The sequence below is a fragment of the Peptoniphilus sp. genome, assembly GCF_022767005.1.
GTDB lineage: Bacteria > Bacillota > Clostridia > Tissierellales > Peptoniphilaceae > Peptoniphilus_A.
Window position 1 is genome coordinate 54939 of record NZ_JALEOV010000103.1, and the last position, 19591, is coordinate 74529.

Annotated in this window: 23 protein-coding genes; all 23 read right to left on the reverse strand. The window is 29.1% G+C overall.

The window, feature by feature from the left end:
• Nucleotides 1-50 precede the first annotated feature (50 nt).
• The 23 genes from MR285_RS07845 to MR285_RS07955 all read right to left on the reverse strand — a co-directional run bounded on the left by MR285_RS07845 (nt 51) and on the right by MR285_RS07955 (nt 19539).
• Entirely contained in the window at nt 51-515 is a 465-nt protein-coding gene (locus MR285_RS07845) for a CPBP family intramembrane glutamic endopeptidase (RefSeq protein WP_293559746.1), read from the reverse strand.
• 53 nt (nt 516-568) lie between these two features.
• A complete protein-coding gene (locus MR285_RS07850) occupies nt 569-850 on the reverse strand; it encodes a hypothetical protein (RefSeq protein ID WP_293559748.1) in 282 nt (93 codons plus the stop codon).
• Between the two features lie 204 nt (nt 851-1054).
• A complete protein-coding gene (locus MR285_RS07855) occupies nt 1055-1576 on the reverse strand; it encodes a CPBP family intramembrane glutamic endopeptidase (RefSeq protein ID WP_293559750.1) in 522 nt (173 codons plus the stop codon).
• 636 nt (nt 1577-2212) lie between these two features.
• Nucleotides 2213-3037: a type II CAAX endopeptidase family protein gene (locus MR285_RS07860; RefSeq protein WP_293559752.1), complete on the reverse strand. Its 825-nt coding sequence runs from the start codon at nt 3035-3037 to the stop codon at nt 2213-2215.
• Between the two features lie 378 nt (nt 3038-3415).
• Nucleotides 3416-5542: a bifunctional 4-hydroxy-3-methylbut-2-enyl diphosphate reductase/30S ribosomal protein S1 gene (locus MR285_RS07865; RefSeq protein WP_293559754.1), complete on the reverse strand. Its 2127-nt coding sequence runs from the start codon at nt 5540-5542 to the stop codon at nt 3416-3418.
• Complete coding sequence (locus MR285_RS07870) at nt 5527-6117, reverse strand: 1-acyl-sn-glycerol-3-phosphate acyltransferase (RefSeq protein WP_293559756.1); 591 nt, start codon at nt 6115-6117, stop codon at nt 5527-5529. Before MR285_RS07870 ends, MR285_RS07865 begins: the two co-directional genes overlap by 16 nt.
• 3 nt (nt 6118-6120) lie before the next feature.
• Entirely contained in the window at nt 6121-6741 is a 621-nt protein-coding gene (gene cmk / locus MR285_RS07875; RefSeq protein WP_293559758.1) for a (d)CMP kinase, read from the reverse strand.
• A gap of 85 nt (nt 6742-6826) precedes the next feature.
• Complete coding sequence (locus tag MR285_RS07880; protein WP_293559760.1) at nt 6827-8017, reverse strand: NAD(P)/FAD-dependent oxidoreductase; 1191 nt, start codon at nt 8015-8017, stop codon at nt 6827-6829.
• Nucleotides 8014-8568 (reverse strand): class I SAM-dependent methyltransferase, encoded by a 555-nt coding sequence (locus MR285_RS07885; RefSeq protein ID WP_293559762.1) that lies wholly within the window; start codon nt 8566-8568, stop codon nt 8014-8016. Before MR285_RS07885 ends, MR285_RS07880 begins: the two co-directional genes overlap by 4 nt.
• The gene (locus MR285_RS07890) at nt 8565-9272 is read right to left on the reverse strand and encodes a pseudouridine synthase (protein ID WP_293559763.1); all 708 of its coding nucleotides are present in this window, start codon (nt 9270-9272) and stop codon (nt 8565-8567) included. Before MR285_RS07890 ends, MR285_RS07885 begins: the two co-directional genes overlap by 4 nt.
• A complete protein-coding gene (gene scpB, locus MR285_RS07895; RefSeq protein WP_293559764.1) occupies nt 9269-9796 on the reverse strand; it encodes an SMC-Scp complex subunit ScpB in 528 nt (175 codons plus the stop codon). Before scpB ends, MR285_RS07890 begins: the two co-directional genes overlap by 4 nt.
• Nucleotides 9765-10511: a segregation/condensation protein A gene (locus MR285_RS07900; RefSeq protein ID WP_293559765.1), complete on the reverse strand. Its 747-nt coding sequence runs from the start codon at nt 10509-10511 to the stop codon at nt 9765-9767. The genes scpB and MR285_RS07900 overlap by 32 nt, the downstream gene beginning before the upstream one ends.
• Nucleotides 10490-11122 (reverse strand): site-2 protease family protein, encoded by a 633-nt coding sequence (locus MR285_RS07905; protein WP_293559766.1) that lies wholly within the window; start codon nt 11120-11122, stop codon nt 10490-10492. The genes MR285_RS07900 and MR285_RS07905 overlap by 22 nt, the downstream gene beginning before the upstream one ends.
• A gap of 1 nt (nt 11123) precedes the next feature.
• On the reverse strand, nt 11124-12425 hold the full coding sequence (locus MR285_RS07910; protein WP_293559767.1) for a pyrimidine-nucleoside phosphorylase: 1302 nt from the start codon (nt 12423-12425) through the stop codon (nt 11124-11126).
• Nucleotides 12425-13225: a purine-nucleoside phosphorylase gene (locus tag MR285_RS07915; protein ID WP_293559768.1), complete on the reverse strand. Its 801-nt coding sequence runs from the start codon at nt 13223-13225 to the stop codon at nt 12425-12427. Before MR285_RS07915 ends, MR285_RS07910 begins: the two co-directional genes overlap by 1 nt.
• Entirely contained in the window at nt 13218-13769 is a 552-nt protein-coding gene (locus MR285_RS07920) for an NUDIX hydrolase (protein WP_293559769.1), read from the reverse strand. Before MR285_RS07920 ends, MR285_RS07915 begins: the two co-directional genes overlap by 8 nt.
• Nucleotides 13770-15431, reverse strand: coding sequence for a DNA repair protein RecN (gene recN / locus MR285_RS07925; RefSeq protein ID WP_293559770.1), 1662 nt, complete (start codon nt 15429-15431; stop codon nt 13770-13772).
• Between the two features lie 7 nt (nt 15432-15438).
• Complete coding sequence (locus MR285_RS07930) at nt 15439-16239, reverse strand: TlyA family RNA methyltransferase (protein WP_293559771.1); 801 nt, start codon at nt 16237-16239, stop codon at nt 15439-15441.
• On the reverse strand, nt 16239-17096 hold the full coding sequence (locus MR285_RS07935) for a polyprenyl synthetase family protein (protein ID WP_293559772.1): 858 nt from the start codon (nt 17094-17096) through the stop codon (nt 16239-16241). The genes MR285_RS07930 and MR285_RS07935 overlap by 1 nt, the downstream gene beginning before the upstream one ends.
• Nucleotides 17080-17304 carry an exodeoxyribonuclease VII small subunit gene (xseB, locus tag MR285_RS07940; protein WP_293559773.1) on the reverse strand — a complete coding sequence of 75 codons (225 nt, stop codon included), beginning with the start codon at nt 17302-17304 and terminating at the stop codon, nt 17080-17082. Before xseB ends, MR285_RS07935 begins: the two co-directional genes overlap by 17 nt.
• Nucleotides 17305-18756 carry an exodeoxyribonuclease VII large subunit gene (gene xseA / locus MR285_RS07945; protein ID WP_293559774.1) on the reverse strand — a complete coding sequence of 484 codons (1452 nt, stop codon included), beginning with the start codon at nt 18754-18756 and terminating at the stop codon, nt 17305-17307.
• Between the two features lies 1 nt (nt 18757).
• Complete coding sequence (nusB, locus tag MR285_RS07950) at nt 18758-19156, reverse strand: transcription antitermination factor NusB (RefSeq protein WP_293559775.1); 399 nt, start codon at nt 19154-19156, stop codon at nt 18758-18760.
• Entirely contained in the window at nt 19153-19539 is a 387-nt protein-coding gene (locus MR285_RS07955; RefSeq protein WP_293559776.1) for an Asp23/Gls24 family envelope stress response protein, read from the reverse strand. The genes nusB and MR285_RS07955 overlap by 4 nt, the downstream gene beginning before the upstream one ends.
• Between the last annotated feature and the right edge of the window lie 52 nt (nt 19540-19591).

Consider the following 19591-nt stretch of genomic DNA (forward strand, 5'->3'; position numbering starts at 1 on the left):
ATTAACATTGTATTATTAATAATTCAAATTAAGTTCTTAAAATATTTTTATTATATTTTTTCATTCTTAGTTCCTATTATTTTTGTTAATATGTATATTATAAAAAAGATTATAAACATAATTAATGAAGATATAAATATCCAATTTTCTCCAAACTTTTCCTGAGGATCTAATAATTTTATTATGGGGTTTATTAAAATCGAGTTTATATTAACTATAAAATGAAGAAAAATCGAATAGACTAATCTTTTTGTTTTTAAAAAAGTTAAAGCTAAAAAATACCCAATTATTGTAGCACTTATTATTGCCAGAACATCTACAAAATGTATAAATCCAAAAGAAAACGCACTAATTAACAAGATGTTCCTTTCACTGTATTTTTTTTCTAAGAATTTAACTAAAGTTAATCTAAAATAAAATTCTTCGAGAATAACATTCATAAATACAATAATTAAAAACTTTAGGGTATTGATATCTAATTTATTAATATTTACACCATCACTTGTGTAAATCATATTATCAAAAAACTTCATATTGTATTTTATAATGATAAAAAAAATTATAAAATTTATAAAAAAATTGCACTTCCATACTTACACATATTACTAATATTGCTAAGTAAACCATCATTATATTTAGATTTTAAAAAACTGATATTTTTAATTTTAAAAAAAAGTATAATCAACAATATAAAAAGCAAGGATTTTACAGAACTCAAAATCAATAAATGGTTAGTATCTTCAATGTTAAAACTTGTAAATACTTTTAAAAATATTAATTGATATATTAAATTAAAAAAATAAAAAATAAAGCTTGCAATTCCACTTACAAAAATAGTTTTAATTATCATTACAAATCTCCCGCTTTTATAAAAAATGCCAACATCAATAAATAATTAGAATTCACTTGTTTATACTTTATCCAACATACTTGTCATTATATTAATTTGCCTCTACATTCCTTATTTAAATCCAAATAAATTTCTTTAAAATTACTAATAATATTTCTCCCTCTATATTAAACCCTTATTTTCAAAAACTATTTATATAATAATTTAAAGATTTTTATATATTTCAATTATTTTTTCTTTGTAATAGCTAATTTTTCTTTTATAAAAAGCTTGTATCAAAAACAACAATAATAAAATAATAAATATGTATATCACAGCTGTTATATTATCATTATATTTCATAATAAAATTTATGCTAGGAGTATCTCTTAATATAAACTCATAATATAGTGCTGATGACATAGCAAGTAAATTATTTAAACCATGAGTAAAAATTGAATATCTTAGTTTATCAGTTACAACATATGCCAACCCGGAAATAACTCCAATTAGAAAAGAAGATACAAAAGAACTAATAATTCTAAAATGAAATAATCCAAAAGAAAGTGCTGATAATAAAATGGCATGTTTGTTATCAAGACCTTTTGACTTTAAAAAATTTAATCCAAATTTTCTAAAATACAATTCTTCCCCTATTGGTACTAAAGTCACAGATGTTATAATTGTTTCTATTGGACTAATTTTATTAATATCATTTACTTGCATATTTTCGCTAAAATACTTCATATACCTTTCAAAATAAGTAAAATTAAATTTCTTTTCAATATTGTAAATTAAAATGAAAAATATTATTGATATTAACATGCCTAAAAGAATAAATGAATAAACATCAATTATTTTAATATTTAAATTCTTAAAATAAAAACTTTTTCTTTTTATATATATTTTAGTAATTAAATATGTAACAACAATAAATACAATAGAAGCTAATAAATTTATATGACTTTTATAATCTAACTTTTTTAAAGATCGAAAAATTATACTAAAGATTATGTTAAATACTAACCAATTTGCAAGACAATAAGTGATGTAAAAAATAATATTTTTAAATATTTTTTTCATATTTCAATTACACATCCTTTATGTAAAATATTTGAATTTTTATTTAATATTTAAAGATTTTAAATCCGAATAATATTAAGTTTATTCTATCCTTATATACTCATTGATCTAATATCCAAAAAACTTATGTATAAAGAAATACGAAATTATTTAATAATAATTGATTTATCATAATATCATTTGAATCTATTATTTTTTCTCTATTTATAAAATAATTTGACATACTATCATTAATATTAGTAATATATTTTTCAAAATTCTTAACCATATTAGACACCTTATTTTATTTTAAATTAAAATTTAATTATACTGCTTATTTAATAAAAATGGAGTATAAAAAAATATAGATGTTATTACAGATACAATTAAAAATTCTTTAGTAAAAATAAAATCTTGATTATGCCCTACACTCATCATATTTGCCATAAACATATTATGCATAAGATGGATAAATGTTACCATAAAAACACTTCTGCTTTTCATATAAATGAGTCCAAGGACTATTCCAAAAGTAATACAAAATATGGTAATATCTATACCTGCAAAAACACCTTCTATTCCAGTATAAAATACCAAAACATACAATGGTAAATGAGCTACTCCCCATAAGAAGCCAGTTAATAAAACTCCTATTCTATTACCACAAATTGATTGCAATCTTGTTTGTAAGAAATATCTCCACCCATATTCTTCGCCCATAGTAAATATTAAATGAAAGATTGTACTAACTAATCCTAACGTAAATACCCCTATTACTCTGTTAAAAAGATCATTAAAATCAATTTTCGATGTATAATAATAACCCAATATGCCCAACCTAAACACATCTAATATAATTACAATAATAGCCCATTTAATTAACACACCTAAATTAAATTTCCCCTTTAACACTTTGTTATCAATTGTTAGTATATAAACGCTAATTGCCCAACCTAAATATACAACGTAATTCATATTATTTAAAACTTTTCCAGAAAAAAATGACAATATATAAAAAAATATAAATAATATAAAATACAATATGTATACTGAACTTAATTTATCTTTAAATAAATCTTTTAACTTAAAATCTTTTTCTAATAAAATAGCAACAGCAGCAGGGACTAAACTCGTGATAAGGGTCATAATTCCTGTGTTTTCTATTTTATAAAAATATGTATATGTAATTTCCAACAAAAAATCTAGTAACAAAACCATACATGTGAAATAAATTGCCTCTTTTTTTTACTCATATTAAATCCCTCTTTTACTATTTTAATTTACTACTTGATTTATTTATTTTCATGGAATATTTTTTCATCATTAACATCATAAGTCGTTACTTTCCTTCAATTCACCAATCTTATATTACGTAGTATAACGTTTTCTAGGTTTAGAGTACCAATATATAATATACTTGTCAATTAATTTTTACAATGAAAATAGATTTGATATCGTCGAACCTCCCAATATTTGACATAGAGTCTAAAAAAAAGAGAGACTAAATCTCCCTTTTTAAATATATTATTCTTCTGTTGATTCTTCAGTTTCTTCTTTTTCTTCTTCATTTGCTGAAGCTGAAATCTCTTTTCCGTCTTCAATAATTTCAGAATCTAAATTTGCATCAGCAAAGCTAAGTCCAAGCATTTCTCCAATAGTCATGTTGAAGTCATCTTGTTTTGGTTCTTCAATTTTCTTTTCTCTCTTTGGAGCTGGCTTTCTTTCTTTTCTTGGTTTTCTTTCTCTTGGTTTAGCTTCTTCTGTTTCTTCTTTTTCTTCAGGTTCAATTAGAGCCTTGATAGAAAGAGAAATCTTTTGATTTTCTTCATCAATATCAGTTACTTTAACTGTAACTTCTTCGCCAATAGAAAGTTTATCTTGTGGCTTCTCAACGTGTTCTCTTGCAATTTGTGATACATGAAGAAGTCCATCAACGCCTTGTTCAAGTCTTACAAAGGCACCAAAGTCAAGAAGATTTACAACTTTACCTTTAACTACATCGCCAACTTTAACTTCTTTTGTGAACACATCCCATGGTTTTTCCATAGTTTGTTTAAGTCCAAGTGCGATTCTATTTTTTTCTTTATCAACATTTAGAACTTGTACTTTAACTACATCTCCAGGTGATACAACATCTGATGGGTGTTTTACTCTATTCCATGAAAGTTCAGAGATATGGATAAGTCCATCAACACCTCCAACATCTACGAAAGCACCAAAATTAGTTAATCTTTGTACAGTTCCTTCAATAATGTCTCCTTCTTTAAGCTTGTCGTATACTTCATCACGAACTTTGTCTAATTCTTCTTGGAGTACATTCTTTCTTGAAACAACAATTCTCTTCTTTCTCTTATCAAAATCGATAATTTCAGTTTCAAATTCTTCTCCAATGAATTTGCTTAAATCTTTTTGGAATCTAACAGAAACATGAGATGCTGGGATAAATACATTTAATCCTCTGTAATCTGCAGTAAGTCCGCCTTTTACTTGGTTCTTTACAGTTACTGTAATATTTTCCTTGTTATTATAAAGTTCTTCAACTTCATCCCAAATTTTCATGTCAGCAACTCTTTTTGTTGAAAGAACAACATTGCCATCTCCATCATCCATCTTTAAAACATATACATCAATTTCTTGACCTTGTTCATAAAGATCTGCTGGATTAACATCTGGTCCTCCTGCAAGTTCATCTTTTGAAATGATACCATCTGATCTGTATCCAAGATTTACCATTACTTCTGAATCAGTTATATATAAAACCTCTCCAGTTACTACTTCGCCCTTTCTAATTCTTTTAAAAGAATTATCAATGGCTTCCATCATCTCACCTTTGTCAAAATTTTCCATCCTACAAACAGCCTCCTTGATTACCGATTCCGGTGTGGATGCTCCGGCGGTAATACCAATTTTATTAAATTTTTTAAATATATTTAAATCAATATCATTAATCGATTGAATTAAAAATACATTTTTACAATTTAATTTTGCAATCTCTGCAAGTTTTTTAGTGTTAGAACTTTTTTTGCCGCCAAGTACAATTACGGCGTCAACTTTTTTTGATAAATTCCTAATACTTTCTTGTCTCTTGAAAGTTGCATTACATATAGTATTATAAACTAAAACTTCATCTTTTGAAATATTTTTTATAATATTTATTGCTTTTTCAAAAAATTCTACATTATTTGTTGTTTGAGAAACAACAACAGTTTTCCCATCTAAAATTTTTATGTCTTCCAAATTGGAAATAATAGTTGCAGAGTCATTGCATCTGGAATTAATCCCTATCACTTCAGGGTGTTTACTATTCCCGATAATTACTATATTATAACCTTTTTTATAGAAATTATCTACTATATTATAAACTTTTTCTACCTTTGGACATACACAATTTATTATTTTATTATTTTTTTCTTCTAATTCATTTAAAATTCTCTTGTGAACCCCATGGCTTCTTATAATTACCTTTGAATTTTCAATATTTGTGTCATCAATTGTAATTACACCTTGTTCTTCTAATTCCTTTACAACAAACTCATTGTGGACTAAATCTCCATAAGAATAGACGCCTTTCGCAGCGTTATCAAATGCCATTTTTACAGCTCTTTTAACACCGCCACAAAATCCTCTTACATCTGCTACAATAATTTCCATTTTATTTCTTCACCATAGACAATTCTCATAATATCTTGAGAAATATTTTCCAATTCTTCGTTTGAATATTTTATTTCCTTATTAATTTTCACTGGTTTTCTAAAATAAACCTTTATTTTTCTAAAGGCTTTATATTCTCCTTCTATAAATACTGGAAGAACTTCTGAATCAGTTTTTTGTGCAATAAGTGCAATGCCCGATTTTATTTTTGTATAGTCAATTTCACTTACTCTAGTTCCCTCTGGAAAAATTCCAAGGACTTTTTCATCTTTCAAAATTGTGAGGGAAGTTTTTATTGCCTTTAAATCATTTTTTTCCCTATCTACTGGGAAAGCTCCAAGTTTTGTCAAAAATCCACCAACTAATTTATTTTCAAAAAGTTCTCTTTTAGCCATCCAAAAAATCTGTCTTGGAAAAATTGCAGAAATTGTAACTGGATCTAAATTACTCTTGTGATTTCCGCAAATTATAAGTCTTTTCTCTTCCTTTGGAATATTTTCTATACCAAAAACTTCAACTCTATAAATTACTTTTACAAAAAAACCAATAAAAACTTGTATAAATTTGTAAAACATAAATCACCTTTTTACATAAGATATAATTTTTTTTATAGTTTCTTCAGCATTTAAGTTTGTGCTGTCGATTAATATTGCATCATCTGTCTTTACAAGAGGAGAATTTTCTCTGTGAGAATCGTTGTAATCTCTTACTTTCAAATCTTCTAAAATTTCATCAAAAGTAACTTTGTCATCGCCAATTTGTTTATACCTTCTCATTGCACGAGTTTCTACATTTGCCGTCAAGAAAAATTTATATTCAGCATCTTTTAAAACTACTGAACCAATATCTCTTCCTTCCATTACTACATCAGTATCCTTAGCAATTTCTCTTTGCATTTTCACTAGATAATCTCTAATAATTTTATTCTTAGACAACTCAGAAGTTTTGTTGGAAATTTCATTTTCTCTGATCCTTTTTGATACATCTTCTCCATCTAAAAATATTTTATCTCCATCAAAATTTATTTTTGTTTCCTTTAATATTTTTTCATAATCTGTCTCTTTTGCTTTTAAAAGTTTGAGAGTTATGGCACGATACATTGCACCCGTGTCAACATATAAAATATCAAGTTTCTTTGCAATTTCCTTTGCAATGGAACTTTTGCCAGAGCCTGCTGGCCCATCTATTGCAATTTTCATTTTTACCTCCAAAAAAATCACTACAATACATAGTAGTGATTAATATCATTATATTTTATATTAAGAAATAAGTAAAGGTCAAGGATTACAAATTAATCCCACAATTGTAACCAGTTGAATTTGCAATTTGAATGTTAAATCCACCAGTTACTGCATCTACATCAAGAACTTCTCCAATAAAATAAAGTCCCTTTACAATTTTTGACTCCATTGTTTTTGGATCTATGTCAACTACATCAACGCCACCACTAGTAATTATTGCCCTATTGATGTCGTCTAAACTTTCAAATTTTAATTCAAAGTTCTTTATAGTTTTAACTAATTTATCTCTCTCTTCCTTTGTAATTTGATTTACCTTTTTATCACTTTCGATTTCTGCACTTTCAAGAATATAGGAAATTAAATCTCGTGGCAATAGTAATCTCATTACATTTTCTATAATTTTATTTTGATTTTCACAAAAATCTCTCAAAATTCTGTTGTCTAATTTTTCATTAGTTAAAGCTGGTTTTAAATCTAAATATATTTCAAAATCTCTTAACCTATTTATTTTGCTAGAAGTCGTTAGAACAATAGGACCGCTAATACCTCTGTGAGTGAAAAGAAGCTCGCCAAATTCCCTTGAAATTATTTTTTTATCTTTTACTACTTTTAACTCAACATTCTTTAAAGTTAGTCCTGCTAAACTAAATCCATTATATAAATTTATCCCTATAAGTCCTGGCACAGTCTCCACTACTTTGTGATTAAAATTTTTTGCAAATTTGTATCCGTCTCCAGTTGAACCTGTTAACTTGTAGGATACCCCACCAGTTGCAATAACAACTTTATCATATTTTTCTCTATCATTTAAAACAAAACAATCTTCATCTTTTTTTATGCTTTTAATTTCAGAATTTAGTTTTATTTTTACTCCCATTTCCCTTAATTTTTTTTCATAAATTTTTATTACATCAGAAGATTTATCACTTGCAGGGAAAACTCTATTGCCACGCTCAATTTTCAGTGGCAGACCAAGTTCTTCAAAATAATAATAAGTTGTAAAGGGCGAAAGTGAATAAATTGATGAATACATAAAATTTTTATTTCTTACAATATTTTTTAAAAACTCTCTCTCGTCACAATAATTTGTTAGATTACACCTTCCCTTGCCCGTAATAAATAATTTTTTACCTAATTTTTCATTTTTTTCGTAGAGAAATACCTCGTGATTTTCTGCCGCCTTTATAGCACACATCATTCCCGCAGGTCCTCCGCCGATTATTGCGATTTTCATGGCCCTACCTTCTTCTCGATTAGATATACAATTGGTGGATTGTGCTTTTGATTGTAAAATTCTCTTTTTTCTACTTTAAATTTCTTTTGGTCAAGACTTTTTATAAATTCGTCAACGCCTTCTCTTTCTTCAAAAGAATTCTCATGACCTAAGTAGGAAACCACAATTATTATTCCGCCATCATTTATTTTTTCCTTGGCTTTTTTTAAGGACATAATAGTTGAATCTTTTAAAGTTGTAATTTTTTTATCAGAGCCTGGAAGAAATCCAAGATTGTAAATTACTAAATCAAATTTTTCTATTTTATCAATGTTTTCGTGACTATCCAAAAATAATTTATAATTTTTAAAATCCTTTAAATTTTTTTCTGCTGATGAAATTGCCTCTTCTTGCACATCAAAACCATAAACAAAGCCATCTCTTCCCACTGCCTTTAAAAGTTTTAAAGTGTCATTGCCCCTTCCAACAGTAGCATCAACTGCAATTTTACCTAAAAAATTATGAGATAGCACTTCATCCACTATCTCAAAATATTTTTCCTTTACAATCATTTTAATCCCTTTAAGTATTTTATTTCATTTTCATTTAAATATCTATAATTTCCAACTTCAAGGTCTAGCAATTCAATTTTTCCCATGGAAATTCTCTTTAATTTTTTTACACTATGACCAATGTAGTCGAACATCCTCTTTACTTGATGGTTTTGTCCCTCAAAAATTTCTATTTCTAAAATGGAATCTTGTTTAAAACTTTTTAAAATTCTAACATTGGCTGGCGAAGTTTTTAAATCTCTTATGTCAAGACCTCCTCGTAGTAAAGAAAGTTCGTGAGCGTTGGGAGTTCCCTCGACTGTAACAATATATTTTTTGCCGATTTTATATCTTGGGTGCATTAAAATATTTGCAAGCTCGCCGTCATTTGTTAGTAGCACTAAACCAGTTGTGTCGATGTCAAGCCTTCCCACAGGATAAACTCTGTAATCGTCAGGTACAAAGTCTGTTACTGTTTGTCTGTCTTTCTCATCATTTGCACTTGTAACAACTCCAATTGGTTTATTTAAAATCATATAAACTTTTTTATTTTCAAGAGTTAGTCTCTTTCCATTTAAGTAAACTCTATCAACATTTGGGTCAATTTTTGTACCAAGTTCTGTGACAATTTTGTTATTTACTTTTACAAGCCCTTCTTGAATATATTCTTCGCATTTTCTTCTGGATGCAGCTCCACAATGAGCCATATATTTTTGTAATCTCAATTAGATTCCTCCTCTAATTCCTTTAGGTCAGGCAGTTCTTCCAAATTTTTCATGCCAAACTTTTGTAAAAATTTATCAGTTGTGCTATACAAATTTGGATGTCCAATTCTATCAAGTTTGCCAGAAACTTCTATTAAATCAAAATCAAGAAGACCCTTAATCGTGCTATCACAATTTACTCCTCTCAATTCTTCTACTTCAACCTTTGTTACTGGCTGCTTATAGGCTATTATAGAAAGAGTTTCAAGAGCTGGCTTTGAAAGATTTTTCTCCTTCTTTTCTTTAATTAAGTTTTTTAAATAGGGCTCGTTTTCTTGCTTAGTTCCAATTTGAAATTTTCCATCAATTTCTCTAAGCCTAAGTCCCGATGTTTCATTTTTATAATTTTCTTTCATCTCCATAAGAATTTCTCTTGCATAGTCCTTTTTAAGTTCAAGAGTGCTTGCAATGTCATCTAAACTTATGGGGTCTCCCCAAATAAATAGTATTGATTCAATTATTGATTTGAGTCTGTTCTTGTCCATTGTATTTTCTCTCTTCAATTAAAATATCGCCAAAATTGTCGCTTTGATTTGCTATAATGTATTCGTTCTTAATAAGTTCAAGCATTCCTAAAAAATAAGTTATAACATCAACTTTATAAACTATATCTTCTAAAAGTTCGCTAAATTTTATTTTTTTATTTTCCTTTAGTGCTTGTTTTATCTTTCTGGAAGCATCTTCAACTTTAAAATACTCTCTCTCAATTCCAATGACTTCCTTGTCCTTATATCTTTTTAAAATATTGTAAAAAGCAATGGATAGTTTTTCAACATTTGATTCCTTTAAAAAATCCATTTCACTCATTGAAAATATTTCAGTTTTTAACTTGTAAAAGGATTTTGACTCGTATTCTTCTTGAGTTTTTAAAATTTCAGAAGCCTCTTTATACTTTTTATACTCCAAAAGGCTTTCTACTAAGTCAAGTCGTGGATCTTCTTCCACCTCTTCATCATCATCTAGGATTTCCTTTTTTGGAAGAAGCATTTTTGATTTTATTTCCAAAAGGGTTGATGCCATTAAAATAAAATCTGAAGTAAGGGTTAGGTTTAACTTCTTCATATTTTCAATATATTTTAAAAATTCTTCAGTAATTGTGAAAATCGGTATGTCGTAAATGTCTATTTCCTTTTCTTTTATTAAATCTAAAAGAAGATCCATTGGACCTTCATAAGTTTTTAAAACAATATTGTATTCCATAGATTAATTCCCAGATAAATAATTCCGCTTAAAATACTTTCGATAATCGGCGCTATAAATTTGTCCACCACTCCTGAAAAAATCATTATAACTAACACAAAATAAAAGTATTTTTCATTCTTATAAAATTTATATTCCAAATCTTCTGGTAAAAGTGTAGCCAATACCTTTGATCCATCAAGGGGTGGCAATGGCACTAAATTAAATACACCGAGCATAATATTGTACCAAAAAATTGATGTGAAAAGTGGAACTAAAAAAGAAGACTTATAGTTTAAATAAACTAAAATAATCCCAGAAATAAACCCAAGAATAAAATTAGTGAAAACTCCTGCAAGTGAAACTAAAAGAGATGCAACTTTTCTATTGCCCTTAAATCTATATGGGTTAATTGGCACAGCCTTTGCCCATCCAAACCTAAAAACAAGCATAGAAATTAAACCAATAGGGTCTATGTGGTGAAGTGGGTTTAAGCTAAGCCTTCCATCGTCTTTTGCAGTTGTATCTCCACACAGATATGCAACATATCCATGTGCTATCTCATGTGGAATTATGGCAATCAAAAGTGCAATAATATTTATTGCAATTGACGCTATATCAAAATTTCTCATCTCAATCAATCTCTTCTATAATTAATTTATAATCTTCTTTTTTGTCATAAAAGGCGTAGGCTTTTTTAATTCTTTCCATTGCTCCTCTTACTTCACTTTCCTTTTCTGTATAGATTGTAGCTATCTTTTCGCCCTTTTCTACGTAGTCGCCAACTTTTTTGTGAAGGTAAATTCCTGCACTCAAATCGAGTACATCTCCCTTTTTATGTCTTCCTGCTCCAAGGTCTCTTGACGCAATTCCAATTTCAATTGCTTCAATGGATTTTACGTATCCTGATTCATCGCTATAAATGTCTTTTATTATTGATGACTTTTTAAATTTCTCTACATCGTCAATGTATGTTGGATCTCCACCTTGAAGTTCAACCATTTCCTTGAATTTTTCTATTGCAGATCCATCCTTAATTTTTTCTTCAAGGATTTTTCTTGCTTCATCCTCAGTTTTTGCAATTCCCTCAATAATCATCAGCTTTGAACCAATTTTAAGGGAAATTTCTTTTAAGTGTTTTGATCCATGACCCTTTAAGACATTTATGGCTTCAATTACCTCAAGGCTATTTCCAATTGCATCGCCAAGAGGTTCGTTCATACTAGTGATAATTGCCTTTGTATTTCTACCAAATTTTTTGCCAAGACTTACCATTAATTTTGATAACTCAACTGCTGATGGAACATCTTTCATAAAAGCGCCATTTCCAACTTTTACATCGAGAACTAAGGCATCTGTTCCTAATGCAATTTTTTTGGAAAGAATTGATGATGCAATTAAACTTACATTATCAACTGTTGCCGTTGCATCTCTCAATGCGTATAAAAGCTTATCAGCAGGTACAATATTTTCTGTTTGACCAATTACTGCAATATTTGATTTTTTTAAAATTTCCACAAAATCTTTTCCGCTAATATTTATATTAAATCCAGGGATAGATTCAAGCTTGTCAAGAGTCCCACCAGTATGTCCAAGGCCTCTGCCACTCATCTTTGCAAAAACAAGACCAACTGAAGCAATTAACGGTCCAAGTACAAGGGTAACAGTATCTCCCACACCACCTGTGGAATGTTTGTCGACTTTTAATCCAGGCACCTCAGATAGATCAACTCTATCTCCCGAATCAATCATTGCCTTTGTTAAATAATAAGTTTCATCTAAATTTAGTTTATTAAAATAAACTGCCATCAAAAAAGCAGAAACTTGATAATCTGGAATTTCTCCCTTTACATAATTTTCTATAAAATAATTTATTTCATCTTCAGTTAAAACTTTATTTTCCTTTTTCTTTTGAATAATGTCTAAAAAATTCATCAAATCTCCTCAATGATTTCTTTTAAAAGTTCTTTAAATTTGCCTGCAACTTCTTTTCCAACTTCCACAACTTCTGCGTGATTAAGTGGTGTATCTAGGATTCCTGTACCCATATTTGTAATTGTTGAAATTCCTAAAATCTTAAGTCCTCTGTGCCTTGCAATAATTGCTTCTGGAACAGTGCTCATTCCAACGGCATCCGCTCCAAGTATCCTTGCCATTCTAACTTCAGCAGCAGTTTCATAAGATGGCCCTGTAAAATATATATAGACACCTTTTCTTATGTTAATGCCAAGTTTTTTTGCAGAATTTTCAGCTATATTCACAAGTTCAGGAGTGTATAAATCAGTCATGTCTGGAAATCTTGGTCCAATAGTATCATCATTAGGTCCAATTAATGGATTTTTGCCCATTAAATTTATGTGGTCTGTAATAATCATTAGATCTGCCGGTTTAAAATCCACGTTAACTCCACCTGCAGCATTAGTGAGGATTAATGTCTTAATTCCCAAATCTGCAAGAACTTTTATTGGATAAACTACATCAGAAATTTCGTAACCTTCGTAAAAATGAATTCTCCCCTTCATTACACAGACATTTTTTGAATTTATTTTTCCAAAAATTAATTTTCCATCATGACCTTTAACTGTAGAAACTGGAAAACCTGGAATATCCTTATACGATATTTCAATTTTATTTTCGATTGAATCTGCAAAATCTCCAAGACCTGAACCTAGTACAATTCCAATTTCAGGCTCGACACTTATCTTTTCTCTTATATATTTAATAGAATTATCCATTTTTCCTCCTAAAATTATTGTAATACAAAATTCCTGCGACAGTTTTTGAATCGATTATCTCCCCTAAGTTTATTAATTTTAAAGCTTCATCAAATTTTACTTTTTCTACTGTCAAATGTTCAAACTCGTCGAGATGCTGATCTCCTGCAGTAAGTCCTTCTGCGTAGAAAATAAATAATTTTTCATTTGTAAATCCTGGAGATGAATAAATTTCAAGCAAATAATCAGATTTTTTTGCATCATAACCAGTTTCTTCTTTTAACTCTCGAAGAGCCGCCTTTTGTGGTTCTTCTCCAAAATCTACCATTCCTGCTGGAAGTTCGTAAATCTCTTTGTCAATAGCCTTTCTATATTGCTTTATTAAAATAATTTCGTCATTTTCAGTAATTGCAACTATGCCAACAGCAGGTTGTCTTTCCACAATTTCTCTTTTAGTATACTTTTGACCTTCCATCTCAACTGTATCTACTCTAAGTTGTAAGACCTTACCATCAAAAATCTTCGTGGATTTCATAGTTCTCTCTTCATAATTTGAATTTGCCATTTAATCACCAATCATTTCCTTTGCAGTTTCTATTGCAACTTCACTTACATTCATACCGCCAATTAATCTTGCAACTTCTTGTACTCTTTGTTCATAATCTAATTTATCAATTGTTGAAATTGTACTATTGTTTACCACATCTTTTTTAATTGCAAAATGTGTGTCTGCTAGTGCTACAATTTGTGGCAAGTGAGAAATTACTATGACCTGTCTTTTTTTTGCAACTTCCTTTATTTTATTTCCAACAATTTGTGCAGTCTTTCCACTTATTCCCGTATCAATTTCGTCAAAAACAAGAGTAGGAATGTTATCTTTTTCAGCGATGATGCTCTTAAAACCAAGCATAATTCTACTCATCTCACCGCCAGATGCAACCTTTGCCAAAGGCATTAGATCCTGACCTAAGTTTGGCGCAATTAAAAATTCTATTTTATCGATTCCATCGCTTGATAAATCTTTTTCTTTCAAGTCAATTTTAAATTTTGCATCTTTTATATTTAATTTGTTGATTTCTTCTTCCACTTTTTTCTCTAAAACTCTTGCAGTCTTTTTTCTATTGTCGCTAATTTTTTTCGCAATCTTTAAAGCTTCATCTTCAAGATTTTTTATTTTATTTAAAAGTTTTTGCAAGTTGTCTTCAAAATTTTGTAAAAAAACAAGCCTTTCATTTATTTCTTCGTAAAAAGAATCAATCTTTTTAACATTATTTCCATACTTTAATTTTAAATTATTTACTAAATCGATCCTCTCTCTTAGGTATTGAAGTTTTTCCTCATCCACTTCTCTCGAATTAATATATCTGTCAAGTTCCTTTGCGATATCAGATAATCTATATCTAATATCTTCAAGTTCTTCTTCAGTTGCTTTTAAATCTTTGTTAAACTTTGTAACATCAACTATATTTACGATTATTTTATCTAAAATATCTTCAGCAGATACATTTTCGTAACCGTCATTAATAAGCGCCTTTGCTTCTGATAATTTTATTAAAGTGTCAGTCATATTGTTTAAAACATTGAAATCGTCGTAGAGTTCTTGGTCGTCATAATCAGTTAAAGCCGCATCTTCAATTTCCTTGATTTGATACTCTAATAAATCCATTTCTCTATCTTTGTTTTTTTCTAAACTTGACTTTTCTTGGTATTCACTTCTTAAATCATTTATTTCTTGAACAATTTGTCTTATTTTTAAAAGTAAATCTCTTTGCTCTTTGCCAGAAAAATCGTCAATTAATTTCATCTGATTTTTATTGTCCATAAGTGAAATAGACTCATGTTGTGCAAAAATATCAATTAAATGTGTTGAAATTTTTGATAAAATTTGAGAAGTAACAGTCCTGTTGTTCACTCTAGTAATAGAAGGCCCTTTTTCTCTAATTTCCTTTGAAATTACTATTAAATCACCTGAATCAATTCCATATTCAGATAAAAGATTTTTTGTCTCATCATCATATGAGGAAAACACAGCCTCTATAAAAGCCCTATCTTTTCCCTTTTTTATAATATCCTTATTCGCTCTTTGTCCAAGGACAAGTCCCAGAGAATCTATGATAATTGATTTACCAGAACCAGTTTCTCCAGTTAATACGTTTAAACCAGTTTCAAACTCAATTTTCATATTTTCAATTATTGCAAAATTTTCGATATTTAACTCTAAAAGCATTTTTCACCTAATCATTTAAATTTTCATAAGCACTATTTACAATTTCACTTGCATCAAAGTTTTCATTAGTTTTATCAGAATTTGACAAATAAATTAAAAATTCAATATTGCCACTTGTTCCCTTTATTGGAGAATTTGTCAAAGCTAAAATATTTAAATCTAATTCTTTTGCAAGCTCAATTATTTTTTCAATAACTTCAATATGTACCTTTTTATCTCTTACAATTCCACCTTTGCCAACTTTTCCCTTTCCTGCCTCAAATTGTGGCTTTATTAATGCGACAATTTTGCCCTTTTCACCACAAATTTCCTTTGCAATAGGAAGTACAAGTTCAAGGGAAATAAAGGAAACGTCAATGGAAATAAAATCTACTTCTTCAGAAATTAATTCTGTATCAAAATATCTAATATTTGTTCTTTCAAGTGATACAACTCTATCGTCCATTCTAAGTTTATAATCAAGTTGATTGTATCCAACGTCAATGGCATAAACTTTTTTTGCACCATGTTTTAACATACAATGTGTAAAACCACCAGTTGATGCACCTATGTCAACGCATACAGAATCTCTTAGGTCTATTTCATAATCGTCAATCATCTTTTCTAGCTTATGACCACCTCTTGAGACAAAGGTGTCTTCTAAGCCCTTAATATATATTTTTACATCGTCTTTTAATTGCGCTCCTGGCTTTTCCACTCTTTCAGTGCCTATAAAAACCTTGCCTTCCATTATTAATCTCTTGGCTTTTTCTCGTGAATCAATTAAGCCTTTTTCAACTAATAATACATCTGCACGTGTTTTTGCCATTATCTGCTCCTATTTATTAACTTCGCAACAAAACTTTTTAGCAAGTTGTCTTTAAGTTCAAGGCCTTCTAATGCATCATAAGAAATCTTTGTTAATTCAATAATTTCATTTTTTAGTTCCTCTTTACTCTTGAAGTAAAGCATATTTATTTCACCACTGTCTGGATCCTTGTCTTCATCAAGAAGATCGTCTTCAAATTGATATGCAATACCAATGGATTCGCCAAACTTAGAAAGTTTTGTGATATTGTCCGCTTCTACACCTGCAATTATGCCTCCAACTACGACAGAAGCCTTAATGAGAGCACCTGTCTTTAGCTTGTACATATTTTCGCAAATTTCTTCGGTATAATCTGAAACATTAAAATCTATGTCAATAGTTTGTCCACCAATCATTCCATTTACACCAGTTGCGTTGTAAATATATTTCATTGCCCTTATTGCAAGTTTTAGGTCATTGATATCTTCAATGTTTTCAATATGTCTTAGGAGAATTTCCATGGACATATTTAAAAGTCCATCTCCAGCTAAAATTGCAATTCCCTCAGTGTAAACCTTGTGATTAGTTGGCTTTTCTCTTCTAAAATCATCATTATCCATTGCAGGAAGATCATCATGAATTAGAGAATAAGTATGTATCATTTCGATTGCAGCAGCAAAGGGAAGAATTTTATCCAAATTATCATCAGAAAATTCGCAAAAAGTCAAGAGAGTTAACATCGGTCTAATTCTCTTTCCGCCAGAAAATAATGAATATTTCATAGAATCAATGACTTTATGTTGTGAACTTTCGTCGTATTCAAGTAAGGAACCCAAATAATTGTTAAATTTTTCAAGTAAATTATCTATATCTGTCATCTTTATTGTCCTCTATATATTTAGAATTTTCTTCTGAAATAGTTTTTATTTTCCCTTCGTATGCCTTTAATGTATTGTTCAAATACTTATAAAGTTCAATGCCTTCTTCGTATTTTTTTATGGAATCTTCAAGACTAATGTCCTTAGACTCAAGCTCCTTTATAATTTTTTCAAGCTCTCTAAAAGAACTTTCATAATCTTTTTGCATCTAATCCCTCATTTCCACCTTTTGAACCTTTGATTTCACACTGCCATCCTTAAATTTTAGAGAAATAATTTCTCCAATTTTAGCATTTTTAGCAGAGTTTATCTCTAAGCCATCCTCTGTAAAAATCTCAACTTTATTAATCTTGTCATAGGCTGAATTTAGTCTAATATTTAAAAAATTTAGCCTTTCTTTCTCATTTTTTAATCTCTCTTCTAAATCGTAATTTAAAATAAATTTTTCATAGTTCTTAAATTTGTCAAATTTATCTTTAATTTGTGAATTAAAATAATAATTTAAAAATTTTTTATTAAAATCTAAACTTTCTCTATTTTTACTGATTTTAGAATTTAATTTTACAGAAATATTTTTAAGCCTATAAGAATAATTTTCTATTTCCTTTGACTTATTAAGTTTGAAATTTTGCAAATAAAATCTCTTCTTTTGAAGTTCATAACCATAAGCCTGCAAAATCTTTTTCATAGAATTATTTAGTAAAGTCTCTCTATATAAAAGATCACGAGTCATAAAATTTATCTTGTGAACTTGATTTTTTAGAGAAATATTTTTGTACAAATTAAGAAGTTTTAGATGACTGTAACTAATTCTTCTCTCCATTAAATTATTCAAATCTGATAATTTTTTAGATAATTGTGATAAAATTTCATCTTCACTAATTGTCGCCAGTTCAGCTGCATTAGTAGGTGTCGCTGCCCTAAGATCCGATACAAAATCACATATTGTGTAGTCAATTTCGTGCCCTACTGCAGAAATAACTGGTATTTTTGACGCAAAAATTTCTCTAGCAAGTTTTTCATCGTTAAAGACAAATAAATCTTCAAAACTTCCACCGCCACGAGCGATTATTATAGTGTCTACTATGTTTACTTCGTTGAAATATTTTACACCGCTAATCAAATTACAACTAGCTGCATCACCTTGAACAAGACTTGGAAAAATATAAATATCACAGGTTTTATTTCTTTTTCTAAAAAGATTTACAACATCTTTTATGGCTGCACCACTTGTAGAAGTAATTAATCCAATAGAAGACGGATACTTCTTGATTTTTTTCTTATGAGAAGCATCAAAAAGCCCCTCATTGCTTAGTTTTTCCTTTAATTTCAAATATTTTTGGTAGAGATTACCCTTGCCATCTAGCTTGATTTCAGTAGCATACAAAAAAATTCTGCCACTTCTCTCGTAATAAGTAACAGTTCCCCTTGCCATAACATTGACGCCATCAAGTAATTCAACATTTACATCATCTTGACTTGCCATTGCATCAATTCGTGCAAACTTATCCTTTAAGGAAAAATAAATATTACCATTGTTATGAATATTCACATTTGTAACTTCACCAGTAATGGTAATATCTCTTAGGATGTAATCCATTGAAATCAGCTTTTTGATGTAATTATTAAGTTCACTTACATTAAAAGCAGCCTTTGCCAAATTAAAAACTCCTATAAATAGTTCCCAAAATTCCGTTAATAAATTTAGGTGAATCGTCGGAACTATATAGCCTTGCAATTTCAACAGCTTCGTTAATAGAAACCTCAGGTGGAATGTCGTCTTTATATAAAAATTCATAGACAGCAATTCTTAAAATTTGTCTATCCACCTTTGCAAGCCTAGCCATAGTCCAGCCCTTTAAATTCTTTTCAATTGTCTCGTCAACAGTGTCAAGTTTTTCCAGAATATCTGGTATAACTCTATTGATATAGTCAGATTCATCACCTAAGAAGTGATTGTTTTCCATAAATAAATTTAGATTCTCTAAAGAAAAATCATTATTTATATCCATGGAAAACAATGCCTGCATTGCGCCTATTCTTGCTTTTTTTCTACTCATTTTACAATCGTCTTTTCAGAATTTTTAACAGCGATGCCTGATATATGAACATTCACTTCAACAACATCAAAGTCAGTCATATTTTCAATGGCTTCCTTAACTTGTGCTTGCACCCTTTCAGAAACCTCAACGATTTTTATTCCGTACTCAATAGTAATATATACATCTACAATAGTTTCTCTTTCGCCAATATTAACTTTAACGCCCCTATTGAAGTTTTTTGTATTTAAAATGTCAGTAACTTGAGACTTAAAGTTAGATCCAACTTTTACAACACCATCAACACTCTCAGCTGCAACAGACGCAACTGTAGCGATGACATCTTCAGAAATTTTAACTTTACCTTCAGCCTCATTACCATTAACAAGATATTTATTATCCACTATTACACCTCCAAATTAACTAAAATAATTATACCAAATACTTTTTATATTA

Coding starts and splice junctions, on each gene's coding strand:
- recN (WP_293559770.1), bottom strand. CDS start 15,431: ATGCTTTTAGAGTTAAATATCGAAAATTTTGCAATAATTGAAAATATG.
- MR285_RS07915 (WP_293559768.1), bottom strand. CDS start 13,225: ATGGATAATTCTATTAAATATATAAGAGAAAAGATAAGTGTCGAGCCT.
- MR285_RS07885 (WP_293559762.1), bottom strand. CDS start 8,568: ATGATTGTAAAGGAAAAATATTTTGAGATAGTGGATGAAGTGCTATCT.
- MR285_RS07900 (WP_293559765.1), bottom strand. CDS start 10,511: ATGGAATACAATATTGTTTTAAAAACTTATGAAGGTCCAATGGATCTT.
- nusB (WP_293559775.1), bottom strand. CDS start 19,156: ATGAGTAGAAAAAAAGCAAGAATAGGCGCAATGCAGGCATTGTTTTCC.
- MR285_RS07845 (WP_293559746.1), bottom strand. CDS start 515: ATGATTTACACAAGTGATGGTGTAAATATTAATAAATTAGATATCAAT.
- scpB (WP_293559764.1), bottom strand. CDS start 9,796: ATGGACAAGAACAGACTCAAATCAATAATTGAATCAATACTATTTATT.
- MR285_RS07870 (WP_293559756.1), bottom strand. CDS start 6,117: ATGTTTTACAAATTTATACAAGTTTTTATTGGTTTTTTTGTAAAAGTA.
- MR285_RS07850 (WP_293559748.1), bottom strand. CDS start 850: ATGATAATTAAAACTATTTTTGTAAGTGGAATTGCAAGCTTTATTTTT.
- MR285_RS07930 (WP_293559771.1), bottom strand. CDS start 16,239: ATGGCAAAAACACGTGCAGATGTATTATTAGTTGAAAAAGGCTTAATT.
- MR285_RS07910 (WP_293559767.1), bottom strand. CDS start 12,425: ATGAATTTTTTAGACATTATTCAAAAGAAAAAGGAAAATAAAGTTTTA.
- MR285_RS07920 (WP_293559769.1), bottom strand. CDS start 13,769: ATGGCAAATTCAAATTATGAAGAGAGAACTATGAAATCCACGAAGATT.
- cmk (WP_293559758.1), bottom strand. CDS start 6,741: ATGAAAATTGCAATAGATGGGCCAGCAGGCTCTGGCAAAAGTTCCATT.
- MR285_RS07865 (WP_293559754.1), bottom strand. CDS start 5,542: ATGGAAATTATTGTAGCAGATGTAAGAGGATTTTGTGGCGGTGTTAAA.
- MR285_RS07880 (WP_293559760.1), bottom strand. CDS start 8,017: ATGAAAATCGCAATAATCGGCGGAGGACCTGCGGGAATGATGTGTGCT.
- xseB (WP_293559773.1), bottom strand. CDS start 17,304: ATGCAAAAAGATTATGAAAGTTCTTTTAGAGAGCTTGAAAAAATTATA.
- MR285_RS07935 (WP_293559772.1), bottom strand. CDS start 17,096: ATGACAGATATAGATAATTTACTTGAAAAATTTAACAATTATTTGGGT.
- MR285_RS07860 (WP_293559752.1), bottom strand. CDS start 3,037: ATGACCCTTATCACGAGTTTAGTCCCTGCTGCTGTTGCTATTTTATTA.
- MR285_RS07905 (WP_293559766.1), bottom strand. CDS start 11,122: ATGAGAAATTTTGATATAGCGTCAATTGCAATAAATATTATTGCACTT.
- MR285_RS07855 (WP_293559750.1), bottom strand. CDS start 1,576: ATGAAGTATTTTAGCGAAAATATGCAAGTAAATGATATTAATAAAATT.